At 69.3% G+C, this 26,659-nt stretch carries 17 protein-coding genes; 11 read left to right on the top strand and 6 right to left on the bottom strand.

The window, feature by feature from the left end; genetic code table 11:
* The first annotated feature begins 383 nt into the window (after positions 1-383).
* Positions 384-2,027 (top strand): glycoside hydrolase family 43 protein, encoded by a 1,644-nt coding sequence (locus tag WME82_RS10905; RefSeq protein ID WP_438044875.1) that lies wholly within the window; start codon positions 384-386, stop codon positions 2,025-2,027.
* Positions 2,028-2,106: 79 nt separating this feature from the next.
* Here WME82_RS10905 and WME82_RS10900 read toward each other — a convergent pair whose 3' ends face one another.
* Positions 2,107-3,669 (bottom strand): RtcB family protein, encoded by a 1,563-nt coding sequence (locus WME82_RS10900; RefSeq protein ID WP_438042769.1) that lies wholly within the window; start codon positions 3,667-3,669, stop codon positions 2,107-2,109.
* Between the two features lie 238 nt (positions 3,670-3,907).
* A complete protein-coding gene (locus WME82_RS10895) occupies positions 3,908-5,818 on the bottom strand; it encodes a hypothetical protein (RefSeq protein ID WP_438042768.1) in 1,911 nt (636 codons plus the stop codon).
* 943 nt (positions 5,819-6,761) lie between these two features.
* Here WME82_RS10895 and WME82_RS10890 point away from each other — a divergent pair.
* Positions 6,762-8,099, top strand: a complete 1,338-nt coding sequence (locus WME82_RS10890) for a hypothetical protein (RefSeq protein WP_438042767.1) — start codon at positions 6,762-6,764, stop codon at positions 8,097-8,099.
* Here WME82_RS10890 and WME82_RS10885 read toward each other — a convergent pair.
* Together WME82_RS10885 and WME82_RS10880 are read right to left on the bottom strand one after the other, a co-directional pair.
* Positions 8,088-11,327: a protein kinase domain-containing protein gene (locus WME82_RS10885; RefSeq protein ID WP_438042766.1), complete on the bottom strand. Its 3,240-nt coding sequence runs from the start codon at positions 11,325-11,327 to the stop codon at positions 8,088-8,090. The genes WME82_RS10890 and WME82_RS10885 overlap by 12 nt on opposite strands.
* A 33-nt stretch (positions 11,328-11,360) precedes the next feature.
* A complete protein-coding gene (locus WME82_RS10880) occupies positions 11,361-12,674 on the bottom strand; it encodes a sigma 54-interacting transcriptional regulator (protein WP_438042765.1) in 1,314 nt (437 codons plus the stop codon).
* Positions 12,675-13,259: 585 nt separating this feature from the next.
* On the opposite strand from WME82_RS10880, the gene WME82_RS10875 reads away from it, so the two are divergent.
* The 4 genes from WME82_RS10875 to WME82_RS10860 all read left to right on the top strand — a co-directional run bounded on the left by WME82_RS10875 (position 13,260) and on the right by WME82_RS10860 (position 18,169).
* On the top strand, positions 13,260-14,513 hold the full coding sequence (locus WME82_RS10875; RefSeq protein WP_438042764.1) for a hypothetical protein: 1,254 nt from the start codon (positions 13,260-13,262) through the stop codon (positions 14,511-14,513).
* Positions 14,514-14,632: 119 nt separating this feature from the next.
* The gene (locus WME82_RS10870) at positions 14,633-15,664 is read left to right on the top strand and encodes an AraC family transcriptional regulator (RefSeq protein ID WP_438042763.1); all 1,032 of its coding nucleotides are present in this window, start codon (positions 14,633-14,635) and stop codon (positions 15,662-15,664) included.
* Positions 15,665-16,623: 959 nt separating this feature from the next.
* A complete protein-coding gene (locus WME82_RS10865; RefSeq protein ID WP_438042762.1) occupies positions 16,624-17,316 on the top strand; it encodes a hypothetical protein in 693 nt (230 codons plus the stop codon).
* A 295-nt stretch (positions 17,317-17,611) separates the two neighbouring features.
* On the top strand, positions 17,612-18,169 hold the full coding sequence (locus WME82_RS10860; RefSeq protein WP_438042761.1) for a hypothetical protein: 558 nt from the start codon (positions 17,612-17,614) through the stop codon (positions 18,167-18,169).
* A gap of 38 nt (positions 18,170-18,207) precedes the next feature.
* Here the strand turns inward: WME82_RS10860 and WME82_RS10855 are convergent, their stop codons facing one another.
* Entirely contained in the window at positions 18,208-18,651 is a 444-nt protein-coding gene (locus WME82_RS10855; protein WP_437915613.1) for a MarR family winged helix-turn-helix transcriptional regulator, read from the bottom strand.
* Between the two features lie 123 nt (positions 18,652-18,774).
* Between WME82_RS10855 and WME82_RS10850 the strand changes: the two genes are divergently transcribed.
* The 4 genes from WME82_RS10850 (at position 18,775) to WME82_RS10835 (ending at position 22,144) form a co-directional block, all read left to right on the top strand.
* Complete coding sequence (locus tag WME82_RS10850) at positions 18,775-19,722, top strand: aldo/keto reductase (protein WP_437915612.1); 948 nt, start codon at positions 18,775-18,777, stop codon at positions 19,720-19,722.
* A gap of 10 nt (positions 19,723-19,732) precedes the next feature.
* The gene (locus WME82_RS10845; protein WP_438042760.1) at positions 19,733-20,272 is read left to right on the top strand and encodes a hypothetical protein; all 540 of its coding nucleotides are present in this window, start codon (positions 19,733-19,735) and stop codon (positions 20,270-20,272) included.
* Between the two features lie 110 nt (positions 20,273-20,382).
* The gene (locus tag WME82_RS10840) at positions 20,383-21,534 is read left to right on the top strand and encodes a hypothetical protein (protein ID WP_438042759.1); all 1,152 of its coding nucleotides are present in this window, start codon (positions 20,383-20,385) and stop codon (positions 21,532-21,534) included.
* A 43-nt stretch (positions 21,535-21,577) separates the two neighbouring features.
* Positions 21,578-22,144: a hypothetical protein gene (locus tag WME82_RS10835; RefSeq protein ID WP_438042758.1), complete on the top strand. Its 567-nt coding sequence runs from the start codon at positions 21,578-21,580 to the stop codon at positions 22,142-22,144.
* A gap of 98 nt (positions 22,145-22,242) precedes the next feature.
* On the opposite strand, the gene WME82_RS10830 is transcribed toward WME82_RS10835, so the two are convergent.
* Positions 22,243-25,047 (bottom strand): hypothetical protein, encoded by a 2,805-nt coding sequence (locus WME82_RS10830; RefSeq protein WP_438042757.1) that lies wholly within the window; start codon positions 25,045-25,047, stop codon positions 22,243-22,245.
* Between the two features lie 554 nt (positions 25,048-25,601).
* Here WME82_RS10830 and WME82_RS10825 point away from each other — a divergent pair.
* A complete protein-coding gene (locus tag WME82_RS10825; protein ID WP_438042756.1) occupies positions 25,602-26,618 on the top strand; it encodes an ABC transporter substrate-binding protein in 1,017 nt (338 codons plus the stop codon).
* The last annotated feature ends 41 nt before the right edge of the window (positions 26,619-26,659 follow it).

The following is a 26,659-nucleotide window of genomic DNA, read 5'->3' as shown; positions in this document are numbered from 1 at the left end:
GCGTCAGCCGTCCGTGCGCAGGTCGGCATAGAGCGCATCGAGCCTGCGATCACCGCGGTCCGGCGCCCGCCCGCCCCCCGTGACGCGGCGCTCCGGAAGAGCCCGCCAGCGCAGTCCTCCCTTCGGGATCGAGGATCCCGCCCGGGCCGGTCGATTGGGTTTGACACCAGGAATGTGATCGTTCACATTTCGAAAGGGTATACTTGTGCTTTGCCCTGGGGGGGCCGTCCTGCGTGCCTTTGCGCGGGCTGTCCTCTCATCTGATGGCGCCTCCGTCGAGCCAGCACCAGGGGTGCGGGGCGCCGGCAATTTCGCTCGCGAGAGGATTCAACGTGCGCTTAAATACAACGTTCTACCGAGCAAGAAGAATGACCCTGTCGGCGATGGCGCTGGGCCTCGTCGCCGCGATTCCGTCCCCCGCTCGGGCGGACAACCCGATCGTGCAGACCTTCTACACGGCCGACCCCGCTCCCATGGTGCACGAAGGCACGTTGTACCTCTACACGTCCCACGACGAGGACGTCACGGTGAGCAACTTCTACACCATGAACGACTGGAGGTTGTACTCCACCACGGACATGGTCAACTGGACGGACCACGGCTCGCCCGCGGGCTACAAGACCTTCCGCTGGGGGACCGACAATGCGTGGGCGCCGCAGGGTATCGCCAGGAACGGCAAGTACTATCTGTACGTGCCGCTGAACAACAACACCGGCGCGAAGATCGGCGTTGGCGTATCGGACAATGTGGCAGGCCCGTTCATGGACCCGCTGGGAAAGGAGCTGGCCGTGGCGCCCGGAGGCGGCAACATCGACCCGACGGTGTTCGTCGACGACGATGGACAGGCCCACATGTACTGGGGGAATGCCAAGCTCCGGCACGTGAAGCTGAACTCGGACATGATCAGCACCTCGGGAAGCATCACCGAGGTGCCGTTGAGTGGCTTCACCGAGGGGCCGTGGTTCTACAAGCGAGGGTCGCTGTACTACCTCGTCTACGCCGCCATCGCCGGGACCGAGAAGATCAGCTACGCGACCAGCAACAGCCCGACCGGGCCCTGGACCGTCCGCGGCGACATCATGGGCGCTGGCCGAACCTTCACCAACCACGCCGGCGTCGTCGACTACAAGGGGCACTCGTACTTCTTCTATCACAACAGCGCATTGCCGGGCGGCAGTGACTTCAAGCGCTCGGTCTGCGTGGAGGAGTTCACCTACGGCGCCGACGGCAGCATTCCGAGGATCATGATGTCCACGAACGGACCGTCCGCCGTCGACACGCTGGATCCGTTCAAGCAAGTCGAGGCCGAGACCATCGCCTTCTCGTCCGGGCTCAAGACCGAGGTGTGCACCGACACCGGCGCCGGCATGAACGTCACGTCCATCAGCAACGGCGACTACATCAAGGTGAAGGACGTCGAGTTCCTGGACGGCGTGACCTCCTTCGAGGCGCGGGTGTCGTCCGCAGCCAGCGACGCGAAGATCGAGCTCCACCTCGACAGCCAGAACGGCACGCTGCTCGGGACGTGTGACGTCTCGGGCGCGTCGTCCTGGACCACCAAGACCTGCGCGGTCAGCGGGGGCAGCGGGAAACACGACCTGTTCCTGAAGTTCGTCGGTGGCGGCGGCGATCTCTTCAAGTTCAACTGGTGGCGGTTCACCGGACCCACCATGCCGGGTGACGGGGGCGACGGCGGCGGAGGCGGTGCCGGCGGCTCGGACCCGGGAGCGGGCGGCAGCGGTGGCAGCGCCGGCGCCGGGGGCGCGCCCTCGGGCACCGGCGGCGGCGCCGACGCCACGACCTCGAGCAGCGGCGGCTCGGTCACGGGAGGCACCGGCGGAACGACCGGCTCCGCCGGCCCGGGCAGCAGCGGCAGCGCCGGCCCCTCCGGTGGGAACGACGCGGCCGGCGACGACGCAGACGGCTCGTGCGCTTGCCGGACGGGCGCGAGCACCGGGGGCGGCGGACTCGCCGCCGCTCTCTGGCTGGCCGCTTCTGCGCTCGTTCTTGGGCGTCGGCGCCGGTAGTCGCTCGGCAGGTGGAACCAGGAGCCCGCGCAGGTCGGGCACCCGCTCGCGATCGGAACCATCGTTCCGATCGCGTTCCCTATCCCTTGACCGTGACGAGCGGCCAGAGTCGCGCCACGCGCCGCGCGATCCCTGCCTCCTCGACGGAGCGCACCACCGGCGTGATGGGCTTGTAGGCATACGGCGCCTCCTCCTTCATCCGCTGGTGGTACTTCGCGAGGATGTCGCGCCGCCGCCGCACGTGGGGCGCGTCGGGGTCGAGCGGCGTCACGACGTGCAGCTTCTCGACCGCGCGCCGGTAGACGTCCTCGTCCGCGTGCGCGGAGCGGCCGCGCGTGAGGCTGCGGCCCGCGCCGTGGCACGCGCTCGAGAGCAGCGCCGCGTGCCCTGCGCCCGCGAGCACCCAGCTCGAGTCGCCCATCGAGCCGGGGATGATCACCGGGTCACCGGTGTACGAGAACGCTCCGCCCTCGCCATCGGGTCCCCCGGCGGGCGTCGCGCCCTTGCGGTGCAGGTAGCGCGGCTCGGCCCCGTCGGGCTCCCAGATGAGGTTGTGCGGCGCGTCGTACACGAGCGTGCTCGCGACGTGACGGCCAAGGACCTCCCGCATCGCGCGCACCACCATGAGGCCCAGGAAGAGGCGGTTCGCGAACGCGAAGTTCGCGGCGTTCCGCATCGCGTCGAGGTAGACGGAGGCCTCGTGGGCGTGGGGGCCCACCGCCGGCAGCACATAGAAGCCGTGCGCCGGATGGGGCACCCCCGCGGGGTAGAGCGCGCGGGCCCGCTCGTTGAAATAGCCGCCGACCGCGTGCCCGAGCCCGACGGAGCCCGCGTGGGCCATGATCGTGACGGCGTTCTTCGAGAGCCCGAACGAGCGCGCCGTCGCGCCGTCGACCAGCTCGTCGACGGCCTGTATCTCGACGAAATGGTTGCCGCCGCCGACCGTGCCGATCTGGATGTCACGCCCGTCCGCCCGGCCCGACGCCTGGATGTACGCGTCGAACGCGAACGTCCCACGCGCGGGGAGCCCGCCGTGGAAGTGCACACGATCGAGATCCGCGCGCTGGGCGCGAGGATCGTAGTGGGCCCACAGGCCGGTGCGGGCGTTGTCCGCCGCCGTCTCGTGCAGCCCGGACAGGCCATCACGGAGCATCGCCGCGCGCTGGCGCGGCGACATGGGGATATCGCGCTGGCCCTGGAAGAAGATCGCGCGGAGCCGCTGCTTCAGGGCGCCGATGTGCGGCGCGAGCTCGTCCCGGTCCACGTCCGTCGCGAGCAGGCGCATGCCGCAGCAGACGTCGTTGCCGACGGCCTGCGGCACCACGAACCCGCGGGCATCCACGACGGTGCCCACGGGGATGCCCGCGCCCTTGTGAAAGTCGGGCGTGAGCACGATGGAGCGGATCTCGCCGGCTGTGCCGCCCCAGAACGGGGCAATCCTGCCGGCCTTCTCCCAGGTCTGAAGATCGCGGAGCGTTCCTTCAAGCGAGGCGAACCGGAGGAGCTCCTCGATGCCGTCGGCCTCGACGACGACATCCTCCCTGGCCACGAGGGTGATCGGAATACCGAACGGATTGTCGATGCGGGCCGTCGCGCCATCCAGGCGACGCACCACCGCATCGAGATGCAATTTGCCAACCATGCTGCTGTCCAATCCACGAAGACGCACGCGGCCGACGCGTTCACGCGACGGGGCCGCGGCTCACTCTCCCCCGATTTGGACCCGGCGCGCGAACGAGGGGATCGCACACCGCAGCAGCGGGGCTCACTATAAACCAGGAACGCCGGTCGTCAAGCGGCGCCGGCCAGCTCGACCTGCCCGGCTGGCGCGGGGCCCGGGCGGCGCGTTCGGTCGCCGCGGGCCCCGCGCTCATCGCGGTTCAGTGGACGCTCAGCAGCGGCAGCCGCAACACCTGGAAGGGCGGGATTCCAATGCGGAACGAACACGACTGGTTCGCGAGGCTCGCGAGAGCCTGCTTGCGGTTGTCCATCTCCGCGAACGAATGGCTGAGCCCACGGTTGTCCGTCACCGTCAACGGACCTTGCAGCAAGGCCGAGATGCTGGGGACGCCGCCGGGGCCCGCGGGGCGGATGTGGTAGAAGAGCGTGTCCGTCTCGCCCGTATGGCAGCCGCTGCACGTGTTGGACGAGAACCGGAAGCGCGCCTCGAGCTCCGCCGGCGTCGCCAGGTCCGGGTGATCCCAGAAGGTCCCGGCGTTGTAGGTCGACGCGCCGCCCATGAAGGGCACGCCCCCGGGGGCCTCGGGCATCGTGTAGCCGGGGCTCATGGAGGCCAGGATCTCCGTGAGCAGCGCATCGCTGCCATTCAGATCGATCGGCGCCGGGGTCGTGCCCGGAACCGACGTGAAGCTGGCCTGGTGCTCGCGGGGGTTGTTCTTCGTGGTGGTCTGTTGCAAAGGCCCGCTCCCGGGGCGGATCACGAACTCGCGCATCTGCCAGATCCCCGTGAGATCGATCTCGTTCGTGCGCAGCTGGTTGAGCGCGTTCTGGTTGGGGTTGCCCGGCGCGGCGCCGTTCCTCACCACCTGCTCGGTCAGCGCCTCGAGCGACGTGCCGTAGGCGGGGTCACCGGGGAGCAAGGCGCTCAGGTTGACCCACTTGTTCGCCCAATCCTTGATGTCGCCGCAGCTCGTGATGGGCACTCCGTACTCGAAGATCGCCGCGGCCTCGATCGGCTGGCAGGTGTCCACGCCGTCTCTGGCGTCGCCGTCGCGATTTCCGTCGCGGACCTCCATCAGGCCGAAGACGAAGCGGAGCTCGCCTCCGTTGTTGCCGGCAGCCCCGCCGAGGTAGGGCGAGCTCTGCGCGAGGTCGGGGCGATACAAGATGGCCTGCAGCCGAAACGGCGCGATGCTCAGGTTCAACGCGCCCCCGCCGCTCCTCTGGCGCCAGGGGTTGATGATCATGCTGTCCACGCTCGCCGCGGCGGCCGCGCTCGTCGCATCGAGGACCAGGCTGCCCGAGCTCGCGTTGACGATCTGCTGGGTGCGCCAGGAAGCCAGCCACTGCTCGACGAACTGGCTCGCGGTGAGCCCGGACCCGATGGCCATCTGTTCCATCAGGTAGCCGAAGGTCCACTTCTTGAGCGGGGCGTTCGCGGCGCTCGAGTCGCACGGGTTCATGGTGCGCGCCGGGTCCTCGATCACCGGCAGCGAACGGATCAGCAGCGATTTCTGCGGGTTGATGGCGGCCGTGGTCACGCCGCCGAGCGTGCGCAGGGGGCCGAGCTCCGCGAGGTTGGGCAAACGGATGGTCGCGCCCTTCTTCAGCGCCTCGATGTCGATCGCGTTGGTCTGCGAGATCTCGATGGGCTTGGCGGCGAAACGCGACCCCGGCTCGAACGTCTGGAGCGTGCGGGTCTTGAGCTTCGAGATCTCGCTGTTGATCTGGCTCAGCCGTTCCAGGTCGATGGGGACCGCGGCGGAGAACAAGCCGTCTCCGGCCTTGAGATCCGGCTTCGTTCCCGAGTCGTTGAAGGTGACCGCCTTCTCGCGCGCATCGAGGCTCAGCTGGAACGCCGCGCCCTTGTTCTCTTCGATCACCCGCTTACGGTCGCCCGGCGCGAACTCGAGCGAGAGCACCCCGACGCCATCCGACGTGACCCGCAGGTACAATTGATCGACCTTGGGCGCCCGCTTGGAGGGCGCCACGATGAGCGAGTCGCTGTTCGATCCGGCGAGCTCCGGCTCTTCCGGCTGTTCCGGCTCGGAGCCGCAGGCGGTGAGCAGCAGGGCGCAGGTCAACGCCGCGCCTATCGTTCGATTCTTCATGGAATTCTCCGTCGCTGGTCGTTGGTGCGCGCGGCGCGAAAGGCGCGCGCGTGACAAGGAGATCCAGACGTCTGCAATCCTCACGCAGAGCTGGACGTATCCCCCGCCCCTGGTCGCAGATCCCGGGCCGAGTGATGGCTATCCGGGCGCCTGACCGCCCGGGCGGGGAGACGCTTGCCCACATTGCAGCTCCGGTGCCAACCGGACGGACGGTCACGCGTGGCCAGAGCTGGCCCTTCAAGCGCGTGCCAAACGGGGACGCCCGCGCCTCGACGGGGTGATGCCGGAGGGCTGGACGTGCCGTTTTATGGCGGCGCATCGTCCGTGGCTTCACGCCGAAACGGACCGCCGGCCCGGCGCATCGGTTACCGTCGCCGTCCTGTGACGCCCCCCTGGCTCCGCGCCGCGCGGTGCAACAGCGGGGCGCCCGACCTGTTACGGGGAGACGTGCGCGCCGAGGTTCTCCGCAGCGCAACACGGTGTATCACCGGCGTAACACCTCGTTTTATCGCCGGCGCCGGGCTCACCGCGCCGGCGCTCTGCGCTGCCTCGATGGGACGGCGAACGTGCCGCCCGCTGTCAGATCCAGGCATCCAGCCATGCTGGTAGGCAAGGGCGCGCAGCGCACACCGTGGCATGAAAGATGCCTCGCCGGCGGCAAGAGCCATTCAGCACCGATGGAGCCAGCTGGCCAACCGCCGCACGTCCGTGCCAGGATGCGCGCCCACGAGGGGCGCTCACCTCGCGACTCGAGTTCAGGAGAAGGAGAATGCCTGTGACCATCAGCCGTTTGTACATGGCGCTAGCCTGCATCGGCGTGGGTTCTTTGCTGGGGTGCGGCGGATGCATCGTCACGGTGAATCCCAACGGGCCTGTGACGCCGGCGTCCACAGGTGGGCCAACAGAGCCGGTCGCTCCCCCGGGGCAGCTGCCTCACAACGGCATGCCCAAGAACGGCATCAGCGCGGAGGCGCTCCGCGCGAACAGCGAATTGCTCGAGCGCCTCAAGGTGAGCAAGCTGAACAGCCTGAAGCTCGACGATGTCAAGCCTTTCAGCACGCAGGACCCGACGCTGGAGCCTCGCGCCGTTCAGCTGATGCACTACATCGTATCTTTTGCCCTGAAGGAAGGCCAAAAGGTGTCGGCCCGCGTGGGGAACAAGCGCTATGAGTGGAACGGGCAGATCGGGGCATGCGCCAGCGGGGGACCGCTCGGGGACTGGTTCAACGACCTTCCCTCCCCGGAATGCCTGCAAGCGGTCTCCGCCGGCGTGCTCGCCCGGGTGAACGCGCTCAACAAGGTGGTCGTGGTATCCATGCGCGGCCCAGGGGATCTCGTCGCGCTCCATGACAAGGTCCCCGCCGAGACCAGGTCTCGCGAGAGGAACACCAGCACAGGCGAGGCCACGAAGATCGAGAGCTTCGCCGCTTGCAACCCTCCCGGCGGACCGCGTCGGGCGACGAGCGACTGCGGGTGGACGGCGCGTTACGTCGGGCAATGCCTGGCGCAGCGGCCAGGCGATAGCGGGCCGAGGAAGGTCACGCTCGAGCTCAACTCGGCCCACGCCAGCTCATCTCCGGTGTTCGTGCGTGTATGCGCGGGCATCCATGGATGCAACCATGAGGACTACGCTGCGGCAGATCCTCGGAGCAGGTACATCAAGCACATCAAGAGCGACGCGCTCGACGGTCCTGGCGATACGGTGGAGTTCACGTGCCCCTCGAATGGCCCTGCTGGCGCAGGCATTGTTGACGAGGCGAGCTCCACCCACGAACGAGTTGGGTACTTCAGCGTGATGCTATCGGAGCGAAATTTTGCGGTCGACGTAAAATTCGAGAGCTCCGAGGCAGTGAGATATCCGGCGAAGGAGGTGGAGCTGTTCAGGTACCGCGAGGGCGGGTTCTACGGGAACATCTTCGATTCGAACCCCGGGGGGGCTCGGCCCGACGGGGTGCTCTTCGACAAGCAGTACGCGTGTTATGGCGAGGACTGGAATCAAGGCATGGCGAACCTGGCCGACAGGCTCTGCGCTCTCCCTGCGTCCGATGCGGCAGCGCAGTGCTTCGTCCATGAACCGAAGCCATGCTCTCCTTTCAACGGGAATCCAGGCGCTTGCACCCGGTCTGCTGGCGCCAGGCGATCCATCTACACGCCGTGCGACGAGGCGGGCGCGCAGTGGAGATACCCTGTCACGGTCTACCTGAACCATCCATGCGATCTCAGGAGCGACTCCCGGTGCTCTTCGTTCAAACCCTGGTTGATCGACCGTTCACTCAGGTAGCCTCGCCACGAGCCGCCTCATCGACTCGACCGCCGGAACGGGGGCGTCCACCGCGGACCAGGCCTTGATCACCTGCTGGGCGAGCGCGAGGGCCCTCTGCCTGTCCCCGCGCCTCGCCGCGCGCTCCGCCTCGCGCACCGTCTTCAGGCTCGCGCCGTTCAGGGCCTCGCTGTCGTCCGGGATCGCCCGCTCCAGCCGGTCGACCAGCTCGCGCTCCCCCTCGCGCTCATAGGTCGCGATCATGGCGTCGCCGAGCACCTCGACGAACGGCTCAGGCTCCTGCAGCAACGGGCGCCACGCCAGCGCGGCGCCCCTCGGGTCTCCGCTGGCATAACGCTCAGCTCCGGTGATGAAGCTCTCCGTGTTCGGCAGCTCGCCTTCCGGGAACCTGCCCCGGAGCTTGCGAAGCCGCTCGAAGCAACGCCGCGACACCGCCCGGCTGGCGCGGGCGCAGACGGCTCCCATGCGCAGCGGGACGCTGATGTGGGTGCCCTCGAGGAGGGGTGGCTCCGGGTCGAGGAAGCGGGCGACGATGAGGTCGGCCATCGCGCGCTCGCGCCCGAGGACGAGCGCGAGCTCCAGGGCGCGCCAGGCGATCTGGAGGCGCTGCACGCGGACGAACCCGGAATCGAGAGGGGAGATGGCCATCGCGCGCGTCGCCCGCTCGAGAGCAGCGCCGATGCTGGCCTCGCTCGCCTCGACGCGGATGAGGAGCAGCTCGCTCCCGACCTTGTGGAGCACCTGGCTTCCCTGAGCCACCGCGAGCGTTATCCCGCGCGCCTCCTGGCGCGCTCCCTCCTGGAGCAGCCGATCGACCAGGGTGTCGGCCACGTTCATGTCCAGGGGAGAGAGGACATAGGCACGCCGCGCGAACCGGAGAGCGCGCTGGCGAGCATCCTGCGCTGGGCGCTCGGCGGCTCCGGGATCGGAGTCCTCCCACAGCCATCCATACGCCTCCCACGGCATCCAACCCCGCATCCCCCGCAAGGCGCTCGTCGCGCTCGGGGTTCCGTGGGTCACCGTCGCCAGCTGCAACCAGGGCGCGCACCACTCCCCGAGCGGGTTCTTCGGCTCGGCCTGCACCGCAGCGAACGCCATGTCCTTGGCGAGCGTCGTCGTCTCGGTGGCGCGCTTCTCATCGGGCGACGGCAGCAGGCAGGATATCGTCGCTGCGAGGGTCGAGCGTCCCCAGGCCGACGTCTCGCGATCATAGAGGCGCTGGAGCTCACCCACCACCGACGGATCGACGGCACGCCGCACCATCAGGTCGACGCGTGCGCGCGCGGCGAGCTCACCCGGTGAGGCGCCGGCGCTGGCCGGTGGGAGCGCGACCGCAGGAACGGGCTCGCCGAGCGTGTAGGCGCAGCGGAAGCGCTCTCCCGGTCCCATCTCCGCGAGCCCGCCGCCGCGCGCCTCGAACCGGGCGCACTCCTGTCGGAGCCCGCCGGCGTTGTGGGTCATGGCCAGCGTCAGGTCGAGCAGATCCAGCGCCCCGTCGACCGTGCGCGCCCTCGAGAAGTCGGCCACGGCGTCGTCGAGGCGTGGGGCCTTTGGCAACGCCCCTGCATCGACCCAGGGGTCCATGGCGTTCCTCACGGCTTCATAGAGCGCGCTCGCCCTGCCGACCGAGGACGCGAGCTCCCTGCCGTCGGCGGCTCGCAGCGTGACCGTGAGCTGAAAGGAACGGGACGGCTCCAGGACGATCGTCCCGTCCACATACGCCGCTCCCCGCCGGCGCGCCGCCTCCAGCGATCGCGCGCGAGCCTCGGGTCCGGCATAGGGGTCGATCGGAACCGTGTCCGCGTGCGGCCGCGGGAGCGAGAGCAGCTCCGCAGGGGCCAACGTGCGCGCCGCGCGGCCTCCGAGGAGGACACGAGCCCGCTCGCACAACGTCGCCGCCGCGGCGGCCCCCAGCCACCCGGCCGGCTCCTCGACCCCGGAGGCCTCCAGGATCGGGCAAGCGAGCACCATGCTGTCGGGCTCCAGCGGAGAGCGCACGACGGTGGGCGGTGGAGCAGGCTCGGGCCGGTGAGGGAACGCCCACCGGACGGCGCCCAGACCGATGGCGGCCAGCAGGAGGATCGAGGCCGCTATCCAGCGTCGCCGGCGCGGTCGATGCACGATGGCCTGCTGCTGAGGGGAGGTCGGGTTCGGTGCATCACCCTCGGACCCGGAGCGAGGCGGCTCGGTGCCGGTCCCCCATGCGCCGGGGCCCGCCGAGTCCGTGCGCCTCGCTGCCTCGCCGCCGCCCCATCGGCCGTCGGATGGGAACGTGTCGGTCCGCGTCGACGGCTCGCCAGCGGGCGGCGCCCCCTCACGAGCCTCGCCCCCATCGGCCTGCTCGGCGGACAGATCGTGGCCTGGCACGCCGAGCGCTCGCGCGAGCGCCTCCACGGCGGCGCCCGCCGTCGAGAAGCGCTGGCCCGGCGCGAGCGCCGTCGCGCGAGCAAACCAGGCGTCGAACGCGGGCGGCAACGTCACGCCGTGACTCGCGGCGCGCTCGCACGCAGGGTCCTTGGGGCCTTGCAGCGCGATGAGCGCGAAGGCGACGGGGCTGTCGCCAATCCCCACTTCGTCCTCCCAGTAGGGTCTGCCGACGAGGAGCGTGAACGCGATCATGCCGAGCGCGTAGATATCGGCGGAGCGTGTGATCCTGCCGCTCTGGAACTGCTCCGGCGCCATGTAGATCGGCGTCCCGACCGCGCCGGTCGAGCCGCGGGTCGCGCCCTCGCGCAGCACCTTCGCCACGCCGAAATCGAGGATCTTGAGGCGCGGGGCGTCGTTCTCTCGCTGCTCCAGGAACAGGTTGCTCGGCTTCAGGTCGCGGTGGACGATGCCGATCTGGTGCATCTTGTCGATGGCCGGCGCCGCTTGACCGAGATAGGCGAGCACCTCCTCCGGCGGGTGGCGGCCCACGCGCGAGAGCCGCTCACTCAAGGTCTCCCCCCGGAGCAGCTCCATCACGAGGAACGGAGTCCCCGTGGCGTCATCGACGCCCGCGTCGACGACATCGACGAGCGCGGGGCTGTCGACCTGACCGGACACGCGGGCCTCCAGCGCGAATCGCTCCCTCAGGTCGGCGCGCTCGATGGTGTGGGGGTGCATCACCTTGAGCGCCCGCCGGCGATCCGTCTGGACGTCGATCACCTCGTAGACAGCGCCCATCGCGCCCGCGCCCAGCCGTCGCACGATGCGGTATCGGGCCGCGACGACCGTGTCCGGCGTCACGGTCGCCTCATCCCACGACCGCGGCGCAGCGCCTCACTGGCGGAAGTCATCGGGGTCGATCTCATACCGCTTCAACCAGCGATGGATCTGCATCCTGGCTTTGCCCATGGCGCGCGCCACGCCAGCGATGTTTCCGCCGTGCGCGCGCAGGAGCGCCTTGAGCTCGTCGGACCGCGCGGGCTCGTCTCCCTGGGCCGCGGCGTCGGCGGCGCAGCGCCTCAGCGCGCTGTTCAGGTGATCGAGCTCGATCGTACCCCGCTGCGCCAGCACCGCCGCGGTCGTGATGCACTGCTCGAGCTCGCGCACGTTGAGCGGCCAGCCGTACGTGACGAGGGCGCGCGCCGCGCGCGGGTGCAGCTGGATGTGCTCGGCGCGCTCTCCGTCGGCGCGCCGGAGGATCGCGCCGAGGATGAGGCCGAGGTCCTCCCGGCGAGCCCGGAGCGGCGAGAGCTCGACGGCGTGACCGGAGAGCCGCGCGAGCAGGTCGGAGCGGAAGTCGCCCGACGCCGCCATGCGCTCGATCGGCCGGTGTGTGGCCGCCACGACGCGAAGGTCCACGGAGATCGAGCGCGTGCCGCCCACCGGGCGCACCTCGCGCTCCTGGAGCACGCGGAGCAAGGCCACCTGGGCGGACAAGGGCAGGTCGCCGATCTCGTCGAGGAAGAGCGTGCCGCGATCGGCGCTGCGCACGAGCCCGGGGCGATCCTCGGTGGCCCCGGAGAAGGCGCCCTTCCTGTGCCCGAAGAGCTCGCCTTCGACGAGATCCCGCGGCAGCGCGCCGCAGTTGATCGCCACGAACGCGCCCGGCCTGCCCGAGAGCGAATGGATGGCGCGCGCCACGACCTCCTTGCCGGTGCCCGTTTCGCCCTGGATCAGCACGGGGATGGTGGAGGCCGACACCACCCTGAGCTGCTCGAACATCTCGAGCTGCGACGGGATGAGGGAGAGCAGCCCGGGGACGTGCGCGGCGAGGCTCGACGCCTCCAGCAGAGTGACCTGCTCGGCGCCGCGCGGAATCGCCGCGCGGTAGAGGAAGAACGTGCGGCCCAGCTCGAGCACGTCGCCCTCCGCGAGCTCGGCGTGCTTCCTCGGCGCCCCATTGAGGACGCTGCCGTTCTTGGAGCCGCAATCCTCGAAGCACCACCGGCCGAGGACCCGCATGATCCGCGCGTGCCTCGACGAGAGCCATGGGTCGTCGAGCCGGATCTCGACGCGCCGGCGTGAGCCGCTGTCCACGACCTCCAGCCTCCGGGCATTGCCGCGGCCGATGACGACCTCCTCCACGTCATCGAGGGCGATGCGCGCCGACGACGCGAGCGGCCGATGGCTGTCCGCGATCAGAAACAAAAAGCTGCCGTTGCCTGATTTGTCCAGATACCGCTGTCCGCCCGTGGCGGATAGCGTTCGTTGTTCAGGTTCACCAGGCACGAACCCAGTCGTACCCAGTCGGGCAGACGCGGTCAATATGCCACGGGCGGCATTCCGAGCGGCTGGCGCGCGGGTTGCTCGTCCTCCACGGGCGTGCGCTGCATCTGGTCGTCGATCGACCAGAAACGCCGCGAGCACCTTGCACGGCGCGGCGCACAGGAGCACCCGATCGGGGGCTCGATCGACCCGTGGTCAGCGCTGCGCGCGTTCGTCGCGAGGGATCGTTCGGGGAAGCTCGGGCAAGGCCTCGACGCGACGAGCGGAGCGCGTCGGGAGGCGAGCGGCTGGCCGATTCGACCAACTCCCTGGCCGGCGCGACCAGGCCGCCCCTGAGGCCAATCGCTACATCTGCCTCATGTCCAGCCGCGAGGCGCGCGTCGCGCCTCGCCGGACGCGTGGAGGCTCAAAGCCATGATCGGTCGAATGGAACTCTCGCGAAATTCAAGGAGGGGCTCAATGGCCCTCGCGCTAGCCACCACCCTCGCAGTCGCAGGGGGCTGCCCCATGTCGGATGATGATGGCGCCGGCGGCAGCTCGACGAGCGCAGGGGACGGCGGCTCGTCGGCCTCCGGCGAGGGCGGCTCGTCGAGCGCCGGTGAAGGCGGCTCATCGAGCTCCGGTGAAGGCGGCTCGTCGAGCTCCGGTGAAGGCGGCTCATCGAGCTCCGGTGAGGGCGGCTCGGTCCGCTGCCCGGTCGCGACGCACAATGGGATCATCTCGATCCAGGATGTATCGATTCAAGGCGCTCCGCAGGCGGGCCACGGCCTCACGGTGCAAGTCCTGTTCACCCCCTCCAGGCCTCCCGCTTACGAGCAGATGCCCGGGGAGATCGAAGGGTGCAGGGCGTGGGTCTACGACACGCAGGACAATCCGCCGCCGGCGCTGACGGATCAGGGGGTGATCTCGATTGCCGGCCTCGAAGGCGGGCCCCTCGCGTGCCGCTTTGCTGGCTCGGGTTATGTGTGCCCGACGTCGACGGGAGCAGGACAGGCGAGCGTCGCTCCAGGGCAGACGGGGACCGCGGCCTACACGATCGAGGGCGCGACCTTCTCCGCAGCGGATGTCGGCCGTTACCTGCGCGTCACCGGCGCGGCGAACGCGAAGAACCAGGGCGCGTTCCCCATCGTCGCCGTGGAGTCGAGCACGACGGCGATCGTGGTCAACCAGGGCGCAGCGGAGGAAGCCTTCGCGGCCGAGTACACCGTGCTCGCCGGGGCGGGGCCCGTTCCGAACAACCCCGTCGACCCGATCGAGGGCGGCGACGAGGTCGTCGTGGGCATCTCGCCCGGCGGCGAGATGGCCTTCGACTTCCCCGACAGCGCGCCGATCGTGGCCGGCGAGGCGTTCACGCCCGACACGGCGTCGGCGGCCGCCCTCGTCGCGGTGCCGCTCGACGGCAGCCCATTGACGCTCGGCTGCGGCGGCCCGGGGGGCAGCTGCGGGCCAGCGCAGGCCACGGTCGTGCGCCTCACCAGCACGGACGGCGACGTCGAGGGCGCGTCGCCGTTCGCGATGCCCCCGCCCGCGCGCAAGCAGGTCGAGATTCAATGCGTCGCGCTGGGAGGTGATGGCACGCTGACCATCCCGGCGGAGGCGATGAAGCTGCTCCAGGAGGCCCACCAGGTCTCCCCGATCTCGCGTATCCGGACGGCGCTGATGCGCGAAGGATGGGCGGGCCCCGCGAACGCCGCCTCCCTGCCCCCGAACGTCACGACCCTCCTCGTCGGCCACGGGCTCCTCGGCTTCACCAGCCCCTGACGCCCGCGGTGCATGCGCCCTGATCGGCGCGTCAGACCGCGCTCGCCCCGCCGCGCTCTCGCGCCGCGGCGAACACCGGCGAGCGACCGCCGGTGCGGATCCTGCATGATCCCGGGCGCATGCACCGCCCGCTGCCCACCGTGATGACGTCCGTGGCCAGGCTGGTCGTCGACCTCGGGCTCCGCGACGGCATCCGGCTGGGCGCGATGGAGCGCGCCGCGCGCCTGCCGTCGCTCGCCGCCGATCCCGACCGGCGCATCGAGATCGACCGGCTGCTCGATCTGTGGACCTATCTGGGTCAGACGCTGGACGACCCGTCGCTGCCGATCCGCGTCGCGCAGCGGGCGACGGTGGAGGACCTGCACGTGCTCGGCTTCGCGATCATGAGCGCGCCCTCCATTCGCCATGCGTTCGACACCGCGGCGCGGTACAGCGCGCTCCTGACCGACTCGGGCCGATGGGAGGCGATCGAGAGCGGGAAGCGCGCCGAGGTGCGGTGGCATCGCCTGCGGCCGCTCACCCTGGGGCACCGCCTCTCCAACGAGACAGCGCTGGCGCAGAACCTCGGCTGTCTGCGGCAGATGGCGGGCGACGACCTCACGCCGCTGGAGGTGAGCTTCCGCCACGCGGCGCCGCCGCGCCGGACTGCGCACCTGGAGTTCTTCCGTTGCCCCGTGCGGTTCGACGCGCCCTGGGACGGGATGGTGTTCCGCCGCGAGGTCCTCGACATGGTGCCTGTGGGCGCGAACCAGAGGTTATGGGAGTACCTGTGCCGGAGCGTGAGCGCCCTCTGCGAGCAGCTCGCGCCGCCGTCGAGCGCGGACGGCGTGCGGCACCAGCTCGCCCGCGCGCTCGCGAGCGCCGAGGGCGGGATCCCGACGCTGGACGACGTGGCTCGGTCCCTCGGCACGACGGAGCGGACGCTGCGCCGGCGCCTGGAGGCCGAGCGGACGAGCTTCCGGAAGCTGGTCGAGGAGGTGCGCCGCGACCGCGCGGCCGACCTGCTGGCGAGGAGCAGCGTGACCGAGACGGCGCTCCGGCTCGGCTTCTCGGACACGACCGCGTTCAGCCACGCGTTCCGGCGCTGGTTCGGCTGCCCTCCACGCGAGCTCCGGGGCGCGAGGGGGGCTGCGGGCCATCAAGGGGCGTGAGCGGGAGCGAGCCTGGGATGGCGTGCGCGGCTGCGTCGCGAGTTACGGAGTTACGATGCGACAGGGGTGAGCCGCCGCTTCACGTGCCCACCCGCCGCTGTCGCGCGCGCTCGCGTCCTGCCGTGTTGTGGCGCCTCTGGATCTCGCCGCCAGCCGATGATCTCCTGAAAGGCCTGGCCGCCTGCGCGAGCGACACACGGCGGTGACGCGAGAATGGGGCGAGATTCCCGGCGACCGTGACGAGCTGCACAAGGCTGTGTGGCGATGCGCGCCGCCGGGGTGACGGGCGGCCCGGACCACGTGTTCAGGCTCGCGAACGACCGTGGGCCACTTCGACATCGGCGGGATCGTCCAACCCGGGCCGGGTCACCATCCCGGGTAGAGTCGCGGCATGACGTGATCGCCACAGAGCCCTTGGTCCGCCGATCGTCGCGCGGGTGGCACCCCCGGCACGTCGTCATCTCGCGGACGCCGCCCGCCGCCCGCTCCCGGGCGGTCGGTTCACCGCGCCCCCCAACAGGCGCCCCCCAGCTCCGCGGAAAGGCTGCGACTGACGCCTGCGTCGGATGGATCTACCCTACGGCGCTGGACCGCACTCGGACTTGCGGCGCAGCGCCGCTGGTGAGATCCTCCGTGCAGGAGGTCACCAGCGGCGCTCGAATAGACGGACCTGGTTCCGGCTTCGGTTGATCAGTGGATTACTCGTTTGCCGGACACTCGCTACCGCAACGCGTGCCCTGCAAAGTTCACTCTGAAGGAGCTTCCATGGACGACAATTCGCGCCGAACATTGGACGATCTGAGCTCGAGCGGTTTGAGCTCTTCGACGACAGACAATAGCGCGTCCACTCGCGCCCCTTGCCCAACCCGACGCTGCACCGAACGGCGCTTCGCGCCGCCGATGAGCGCCAGCCGTTGGGCGGAGCAGTGTGCCGACTCGAGATGGGGCATAGGAGCGCCATGAACATTTTGGATTCTCCCTTCCCGTTGGGCTGGTATACCGCGGGCTCGCACGAAAGCTTCTGGGGGTGCGGGAATACCTACACGTTGATCCCTTACGATCAGCTTCCTGAGCTCGGACGGAGCCATTGGGATGGCTCGTTTCGCTGGCTTCCCGCCCCGCCTGAACGCGACACGGTTCTGGACGTTCACGAGGAGAGCAACGACAAGCGGCTGGATGTTAGCCAACTGCACAGGGAGGCACAGCAGGCAGGGTTCAGGATTCCTGATGCCTTCGCCGCGTTCCTGACGACGCCGGAGATTCACCGTCGAGTTCCGACGTGCACAGCGTGTTATCTCGAACTGTCCGCGCGCCTCCTTGAACCCCCGAGCAACCAGCCGGGCCGCCTGCTTCGGTTCATGAACGACCAGCAGGCGTGTGTACTTTGGTACCTGTACCTCCCGCCGGGCGATGTGCCTGCTGTTGTCGCCGGAATTCCCGAATGGCTCGATGACGACTCTGAAGGCTCGCTCGACGACATCGTCGTGTTCGAACAGCTTGTGTTGTGCGCTCCAGACTTCGAAACCTTCATGTATCGCTTCTGGATCGAGAACGCGATTTGGTACGCGCTGGCCGAGCGAAGGCCGCTGACGAGCGCGCAGAGAGCATATCTCGACGCGGTTCAACGTGCCCGGCGGCAATCGAGGACATGACTCTGCTCCGTTGCGCGCAGGATGCAGCGCCGTGCCAGAGCGACAAACGGGTTGAAACCACGAGAGAAAGCAGGAATTTCACAGGGAGGCGGGGAGGCGGGGAGCGAGAGATTCATTTTTTCTTCCTCCCCGCCTCCCTGTGAAAATTCTCCGGGTTTCAACGCAAGGCGCTCAAAAGCTATGACCACGTCGCCCATCGGCGAGCTCGGGGTAGCCCGACAGGCCGCGGCGACCGGCGGCGCTTCGGGCAGCGACAGACCTACAGGTCGTTGGGTCGACTAACAACGGGCGATCGATGAAAGCTCTCGAGCCTCTGCGGTTTCTCTTCGAACTCGCGAACTCGTATCGAGTGCCGGCAGGGATCGTCGCCGCCATCAACATTGCCCTCGCGATTGGCGCGTACTCGGTGCTTCCGAAGCGTGCCGCCGGCTCCACCGCCCGTGTCGGCGCTTTCGTCCTGGCTGGTCTACTTGGCGGGCCAGCGGCTGTTGCGGAGACTCTCATCGCGATCGAGCTCCATGATTTCCAGCACGAAGCCGCCGGCTTGGCCCTCGCCTTCCTTCCGGTCTTGCTGGTACCGACGACGGTAGCCGTCCTCGTCTGGCTTTTCGGCGACTCCCTCGCCGGTGGCAGCAGGCGCCCCGCCTTGACCCTGCTGGGCGCGATCCTCGGGGCCACGACCTTGGCACCCCTGTTGGCCGTCGCGCTCGAGCACCCGCCGCCGCTTCTGCGCGAGCTTTCGCGATTGCTTTCGGAGGACGTCGTACCCTTCGCGTGGTACGCGTTTCTCGCGCTTCCAGTGGCCGCTGGCGCGGCTTGTGGGTCCACCGTTCTACGTCGCGCGTCTCGCTAAAGGCACGACCTCTCGGCCGTCGTGGGTCGTCAGGCGGTTCACGGCTCCCGATCGCGGCGGAGCTCCGCGAGCGCCGCGAGCAGCCCTCGCCTCGCCTTGGGGCTCAGCTTCGCGAGCGACGACGCGTGGACCAGCTCCTTTTGAAACCGGCTCACCGCCGCATCGCCCGCCGGCGTTCGCGCGATCCGCTTCACGCGCCGGTCCGCCTGGTCGACGGTGCGCACGACAAGGCCCTTGGCTTCGAGTCGGTCCACGAGGCCGGTGACGTTCGACGCATCGCACCCCATGCGCTCGGCAAACTGCCGCATCGAGGCGGGCTCCGAGAGAAGCGTCAACACCATCGCCTGGGGCGCGGTGAGGCCCGCCATGGCCGCCGCCTCTTCGTGCTCGCCACGCAGCGTCTCCACCAGCTGGTAGAGGGCCGTCGCAAACGCGGCGAGCTCGTTGGCCTCGACGGCATGGGTCTTGGATGAGCGTGGCATGAGGCCACGGTACTCGGAAACCCCGTCGAGCTCAAAGCTTGACAACCTCAAGCTTCTGCATATGCTTGATGTGCTCAACTTTTGAGGTGGGCCATGAAATCCGGTGGTGACGATAGCCGACTCATGCGACTCGGCCGGACCTCGCTCCAGATCCCTCGGCTCGGGGTAGGCACGATGAACTGGGGGGATCCGTCGCGGCTGAGCCGCCTGGATCTCGGGCAGGCGGCGTACGGCCCGATCGGGGGCATGGACGAGCAGCGAGCAGCTGTCCATGAGAGCATCGCGAGCGGCGCCGGCCTGTTCGACACTGCAGGGATGTACGGCCACGGCGCCTCGGAGCGCGCGGTCGGAGAGCTGACGCGAGACACTGGTGCCTTCATCGCTACCAAGTTCCCGTCGCGGCTCCGGTCCTCGGGCGCAGGCCACCTCGGCGCCGAGCTCGAAGGGAGCTTGATGCGCCTCGACCGCCGCTCCGTGGAGCTCTACCAGGTGCACTCCCCTTTCCCCTGGCTATCGATCCCTCGGGTCATGACCCGCATGGCCGACGCCGTACGGGCGCAGAAGATCGGCGCGGTCGGCGTGTGCAACTTCTCCGCGGCGCAGATGCGCCTCGCGCACCGCGCGCTCTCGGATCAGGGAATCCCGCTCGCTTCGAATCAGGTCGAGTACTCGCTCCTGCACCGGAAGCCGGAGACCGACGGCGTGCTGGAGGCCTGCAGGGAGCTCGGTATCACGCTTATCGCCTACATGCCATTGGCCATGGGCGCCCTGACGGGGAAGTACGCGGACGGGCGCCGGCCTGCTGGGTTCCGGCGCTTCATGAAGGTGTTTCGAGCGAAGCACGAGCCGCGGGTGTCGCGCACCATCGGCCTGCTCCGGGAGATCGCCGAGGCGCGCGACAGGAGCCCTGGCCAGGTGGCTCTGCGCTGGTTGATCCAGAAGGACGTCGTCCCGATACCGGGAGCGAAGAGCAGCGCGCAGGCGAGGCACAACGCGGGTGCGCTCTCGTTCGCGCTGTCGAGCTCGGAAATCGAGGCCCTCGAGCGTGAGACGGCCGCGTGGCGGGAATAGGAGAGCGATCGTGCACACATCGGACCTTTACCTCGCCGTCCACTGGACAGCTCGCGCGTCCGCCCTCCTGTTCGCCGCGGCGCTCGTGGCGCCCGCCTTGTTCCGGAGCTCGGGGCAACGCTCGCAAGGGTTCTACCTCGGGTTCATCCTCGCCCACACGATCCACTTCATGTTCGTGATCGGGCTCGTGCGGGCGACCGGAGGCGCGAACATGTTCCCGGGCGGAAGGAGCGTCGCTGACGTCGGCGGATGGCCCGCGGTCTTCGGCATCTTCGCCCTCTTCTATGCGCTCGCCTTCATCGCGTTCGCGGCAAGGCGCATGGGGGCGCGAGCGCGATCGACGCTACGCGTCGCTGGCAGGCTTTCGACGCTGTTCCTCGGGTACATGTTCGTCAGCACGTACGTGCCGCTGGTCTCGCGATCACGATGGTATGCGCTGCCGGCGGCGATCGTCGCGACGGCCGTCCTCGTGGATGCGAGCGGACGACGTCTCCGTCGCGAACCCACGCACGAAAGCGGCGCGCACACCAGAGCCGGTTGCGCCCTCTGATCCTGACCGCGGCTCGCCGGACAGCGAACCTACACCGCCCGCCACGGGGTCTTCCGCTTTTCTGGACCGGGCGCTCGCGCAGGCGGCGGAGCAGCGGATAGCGTGGAAGGATGAAGAACCATCTGCAATTCCCGCTGGTGATCGCGCTGTTCCTCGCCGCTTGCGACTCGACGCCGGGCTCCGGCGGCGACGGCGGCTCAGGGCCTGACGTGCCCTCGCCGCACCCCGACGGCGGCGGACCGAACGATGGCGGCGGGGGCGGCGGAACGAGCGATGGCGGCGGGGGCGGCGGCGACACGTCGCCGTCCGGCACGCTGAGCGAGCGCTACCCGGACGACGTGGGGCTCGCCGGTGACCCGGCCGTGCTCTTCCACGACGACTTCGAGCAAGGCTGGGGGCGCTGGGACGGGCCCACTGCCGACACGCGCTATCTGCACATCGAGGCCGACGCGGCCACAGCCCACGCCGGGCAGGGCTACCTCCGCTCGACCGTGACGACCGCCGATCTGGCGGAGGAGACGTACATCTCGTCGTCCACGTGGGTCACCCACGAGCGCGTCGACGCGCTCTACTGGCGCTTCCATGTGCGCTTCCCCGAGCTCGCCCCGAACCCGCACCACTGGGTGCGCATGGCGGCGGGCACCGAGAGCTGGGACAGCAGCGGCCTCGCGAACACGGTGCCGCCCGGGGACGAGGGCTTCTGGTTCGACTTCGACACGACCACCGACGACGTCTTCAACTTCTACGCCTACTGGTACAAGATGCGCTCCGGGCGCTGCAACGATGGGACCGCCACCCCTGGCTGCGCCGGCGATCAAGGCACGACGTACTACTACGGGAATGTCTTCCAGCCGCCGGGTCAAGCGCCGTTCCCGCGCGACCGATGGTTCTGCGTCGAGATGCACGCGCGCGCCAACACGGTCGGCCAGAGCGACGGCGCGCTCGCGTTCTGGATCGACGGCGTGGCGATCGGCGACTACCGCCCCGGCTACCCCGACGGCACCTGGCTCCGCGCCCAGTTCCACACGGGAGGGTGCGACTTCAGCGCGTGCACGCCGCCCGAGCCGTTCGGTGGCTTCGACTTCCGATCGAGCGATGACGTGCGCTTCAAGAGCTTCATGCTCGACGCCTACTACGAGCGCGACTCCGACGCGCGCCGGCGGGCGGAGATGGAAGAGCTCGGCATGACCGTCTCCGACACACACACCATCCTCTACGACGATGTCGTCGTCGCGACCGAGCGCATCGGCTGCCGCCGCTGAAGCACGCTCCGCGCTCGGCCCTCTCCATGGTACCCTCCCGCGCATGGGTACCGCGAACGCCCCCGCCCCCCGACGGCGCTCGGCCCTGCGCCGCGCCGCATGCGCGGCCCTCCTGCCGGCCGCGTGCGGCCCCGCGCCCACGCTGGCCGAGCCGCGCGCGCCGGAGCCGCCGCCCGCAGCCGAGACGGTCTACATCGTCCTCCAGGATCCGCCCCCGGCGGCGGCGATAGCGGCGGCCGACGGCTGGGTGCCAGAAGAATTCCCCGGCGACAACCCGTTCGAGCGGACGCGGACCTGGATCGGCGATTACGACTGCCCTCAGGGCACGACCGAGATGACGTTCCGGATCCTGGAGGTCAAGGGCGACAGGATCAAGGCCGTGTTCGGCTTTCATCATGCCGAGTCCGGCGCCGCCGGCAAATACCTCATGAGCGGCCGCTACGACGCCGAGACGCGGACGGCATCGTTCTCGCCCGGCGCCTGGCTCGAGCGCCCGCCCAACTACGTCACCGTGGGCATGAAGGGCGACCTCGCGTTCGACGGCTCGCTCTTCGCCGGACGCATCGAATACCCCGACTGCGGCGCATTCCGGCTCCGGCCGGCGGGGTAGCGCCGCCCCTCGCGCTGCTCGTCGCCAGGCCACGCCGAGCGACGAGCAGCGCTTCCGTCATGTGGGCAGTCGCGCGAGCGAGGGGCGCGGCGCGACCCTCAGGGTGTGCTCGACGGGTCTGCCGGGTCGCTGCCCTCGTCTTCCTCGTCGCCGTCGCGGAATCCATCGCCGTCGCGATCCAGCCCGATCCGCTCCCCAGAGCCCGGCGGCGCGCACGTGTACGTGAGCTCGCCCCGATTGCGCGAGGCCCGGTGCCGCAGCGCCGCGTCGCGGATCGGCGCGTCGCAGAGCCGGTCGCCGACGAACAGGCCCGCGCCGACGTAGAGGAACCCCGCCGCCTCATGGTCGTGCGATCCCTTGACCACGAGATCGCACTCCCCTGCATCAGCCCGCGCGCGGAGCAGATCGATCCTCGGCCCGACCGCGGCCGCGTTGTGGCGGGTGAGCGTCACCTGCTGCCCGACGATCGGCGCCAGGTTGCTGTCGAACGCGAGCAGGAACTGCTCCACCTCGCGCCGCATCACGTCCCCCTCCGGCCCCGGCGGGAACCCGCCCGGGGTGAGCGGCGACTGGTTGAACCCCATGTCGGGGGTCGCCGAGCTCACGAAGCGGAAGAGCGTCGGGACGCCCCCTTCGTTGTTGAAGCCGAAGCCGCGGACCTGGTCGCCCAGGAACGCGTCGCTGCCCGGGAAGAGATCGTTGTTCGCCATCCCGAACATGCCGACCTTCTGGTACAGATTGCGGAAGTGCGGCGATTTGAAGGCCTCGGTCTCCAGGTCGAACGTGTACCGGCCATCGCCGCCGAAGAAGCCCGGCGCATCGACGCCGAACTCCTCGTTCGCGTGGCGGTCGAGCACATGGCACGAGACGCAGGTGCCCTCCTCGCTGAAGTCGGACACGTTGTTGAAGAAGAAGCTGCGCCCGGCCTGCTGCGCCGGGGTGAGCGAGTTGTCCAGCGCCCGGTTCGGGTTGGGCGGATAGGTGACCTGCAGGATGAAATCGGCGAACGCCTGCATGTCGACCTCGGGGATGAACTCGCTCCTCCCCAGGAGATCCGTGAACGCGGCCTGGAACTCCATGAACGCCGTCACCTCGTCGAACGTCCCGCTGTCCGGGTGCGCGCTCGGCTCGTCGTCGCCCCCGGTGCGATCGCCGCGCCAGTGCATGGGCCCGTGGTTCGCCATCCCGCGGAGGCTCTGCGTCGTCATCGGCCCCTTCATCGGGTGGTGGGTGTCGGGTATCCCGAAGTCCAGCGGGTGTGACTCGAACGGCCCCGGGATGTCGACGACCACCCCGTCCGGATTGCCGAGATCCCAGGCCAGGCTGTCGAAATCGCCGTAGACATGGCAGCTCGCGCACGACGAGTCGCCGTGGCTCGACTCGAACGACGCGTCGTAGAGGAACCGGCGGCCGGCGACCACGCTCGGCGGCTCCGGGTTGTGCATCCGCACGTGCGCGATCTCGGACTTGGTCGTCGTGCTGAGGATCGAGATCGCGTTGTCGAAGCGCGTGATCGTGTACAGGCGCCGCCGCGCCTCGTCGAGCAGGAGCCCCGTCGGCCCGCCGCCCGGCACCGGGATCTGCCTGGAGGTGCTCGGCGTGAAGGTGTTGTTCTCCAGGGCGGCGGTGCTGAACACCCCGATCTTGGACGAGCCTATCGTCGCCACGTACAGCGTCTTGCCGTCGCTCGTGACGGCCATCTGCTGCGGGAGGGCGAGGCTCTTCTGGTTCTCGGCGTTCGGGACCGGGGCGCAGCACGCGTCGTAATCGATGTGTTTGTTGAGGTGCCTCGGCGTGACGCTGCCCGCCGGGCCGAGGACGGTGATCCTGCTCTCGTGCAGGTGGCCCCGTGTCGTCTGGCCGGCGAAGATCCCGGGCCCCTCGAAGCGCTTCTCGTTCCCCGCCTCGGTGTTCGACACGTACACCTTCCCGCTGACCGGGTTGACCACCATGTTGTAGAGGATGGTGCCGACGCCGGTGTAGAACCCGGCGGCGCCGGGCAGCTGCCTCGGCGGGCTCGCGTTCGCGTCGATGACGAACACGTCCTTGTCGGGCAGCGAGAGCCGGACGGAGCTGTCCCAGACGCGGTTCAGCTCGTCGACCCAGTGGGAACCATTGAACTTGACGATGAGCCCCGTCTCCGGGTGCGGGATCCCCTCCGCGTTGGTGGCCGGCCCGGGCACGCCCCCCGCCGCCTCTCCGCCGTTCGGGATGATGCCCTCGTGGAGCGCGGTTGTGCGGTTCCCGGAGTGGAAGGCCGCCGCATACACCTTGCTGCCGTCCGGCGTCACCGCCAGCGCCCTCGGGGTGTCGCTGAACAGCGTGACGATCGTGAGGGGCGCGCCGGCGAGCGTCGAGCCGAGGTGGGCGGCGTCGAAGACCCATACGTCCGCCCGGCCCACGCCGGGGGTCGTGAGCTGGGGATCGAACGGGATGTTCTGTCCGCGGTGCGCCGTCGTGATGAACGCGCGGCGTTTTCCGGGACCCGCGAACACGATATCGCGCGGCTCGTCGCCCACGAGCAGCGTCCGCACGACCCGGCCCGAGCGCGCCCCCTGGGTCAGCTCGACGACGCTCACGCTGTCCGACAGGTGGTTGACGACCCAGACCTCGGTATCGCTCCGCGCCGCCACGGCCACCGGCTCGAGGCCGACGGGGATGGAGGCGCGGTGCTCGATCCCCTGATCCTTGACCCGATACACCTCGAGGTGGTTGTCGGGTGTGTTTACAGCGAATAGCAGCTTTCCGTCGGGCGAGAGCGCGAGCGGACGCACATGACCGCTCTCGAAGAGGGTGAAAGACGACGCCGCCTCGGCGGATCGGCCGGCCGCGAGGCCCACGAGCAGCGCCGACGCCGCGACGAGACGGGAGAGGACATCGCGCACGACAAAGTACGAGGCCATGAGTCACCTCCGGTGAGTGGGGTTCTCTTCACGTGATTTCGAATGGCAAGCAGACGATAAGGCGCGAAGGTTGAGTTAAAGGGTAGTCGTGGCCGGCTCGCATTGCAATATCGCAATGGTTTTGCTTCAGCAATCGATGCCTTCGGCACACCTGCGCCGAGCTACCTACCGAGGTGTCACGACGGTGCGAGGCAGTCCAGTCGGGCAGACGGCGCCGGCGACCTCGAGACGGCCCCCCGGATCGCCGTGATCCGGTCGCAGAGCATCGCGGCGCCGCGGCGGTTCATGGTAGGCTGCGCAACATGCAGGGGGGCCTCGCAGTCGGGCCGTCGTCTCGGCGCCGGGAGCACGGCGCCGGTCGCTCGATCGGCCGGCATCGCGCGCGGCCGCGTCGCCGCGCGGGGGGCGCGCTGCCCGCGCGGCGCTGCGTGCGAGAGAGGACAGCCCCCGGACCCCCGCCGCGCGCCCCTTCCCGCCGGCGCCTCGCGCGCACGTCGAGCGCCGCCCGCTTGACGCGCCCTCTCCACGATCCCGAGAAGGAGCCCCGAGAGACCATGAAGACATCCGCTGTGCGTCGCACGATCGGCTGGCTCGCGGTGACGGCGCTGTCCCTGCTCGCCTCGGCGTGCCAGCCGGAGCCCTCGCGCGGCGATCGGAGCAAGGAGGCGCGGCCGCCGCTCCGCGTCGGCCACGGCTACTGGGTTGGGTACTTCCCGATGTCGATCGCCAAAGAGAAGGGCTTCTTCGACCAGCAGGGCGTGGACGTCGAGCTCCTCTTCAACCCGGACCTGTACGGCATGATCTCCGATTTCACCGCAGGGAAGGTCGACGGCCTGCCCTGGACCATGGAGGTCGTCGTGCGCGTCCTCGCGAGGGAGCCGGACGCGCGGGTCGTCCTCTACCTCGGCCAGACGGCGGGCGCCGACGTCGTCATGGCACGGCCGGAGATCGAGAAGATCTCGGATCTCAAGGGGAAGAAGATCGCGGCCAAGACCGGCGCCCTGGGCGAGATGCTGGTCGGCGAGATGCTGGAGAGGAACGGCCTCGCCATCGACGACGTGACGCTGGTCAACGTGAGCGAGACGGACGTCGCCCCGTTCCTGGCGAACAATACGATCCAGGCCGGACACACCTGGGAGCCCTACGTGACGCAGGCGGCGAAGTCCGGCGCCAGGCCGATCTTCTCCAGCAAGGAGACGCCCGGGCTGTTCGCCGATTTCATGATGTTCCGAGGCACGGTGCTGCGCGACCGGCCGGACGACGTCCGCGCCTTCATCCGGGGCTGGTTCCAGGCCGTCGAGTTCTGGAAGGCCCACCCGCAGGAGAGCAACGAGATCATCGCGAAGGCGCTGAAGATCCCGGTCACGGACATCAGCATCGACGGATACGAGCTCTTCTCGCTGGAGGAGGTCCGACAGCGGTTCGCGCCGAACAACGACCCCACGTCGCTGGCCCCGCTCGTCAACAAGCACGTCGATTTTCTCGTCCAGGACGGGCAGCTGGGGCGCCGCCCGGACATCAACAACATCTTCGATTCGTCCTTCCTGCCTCCCGTCACGAAGCGCGAGTGATCGAAGCGGCGCGTGGAGCACCTGGAGAGCACCACCACGGA

The sequence above is a fragment of the Sorangium sp. So ce128 genome (assembly GCF_051525245.1).
Lineage (GTDB): Bacteria > Myxococcota_A > Polyangia > Polyangiales > Polyangiaceae > Sorangium > Sorangium cellulosum_B.
Note: the sequence above shows the minus strand (reverse complement) of the source record. Positions and strands in the feature narration are given on the sequence as shown.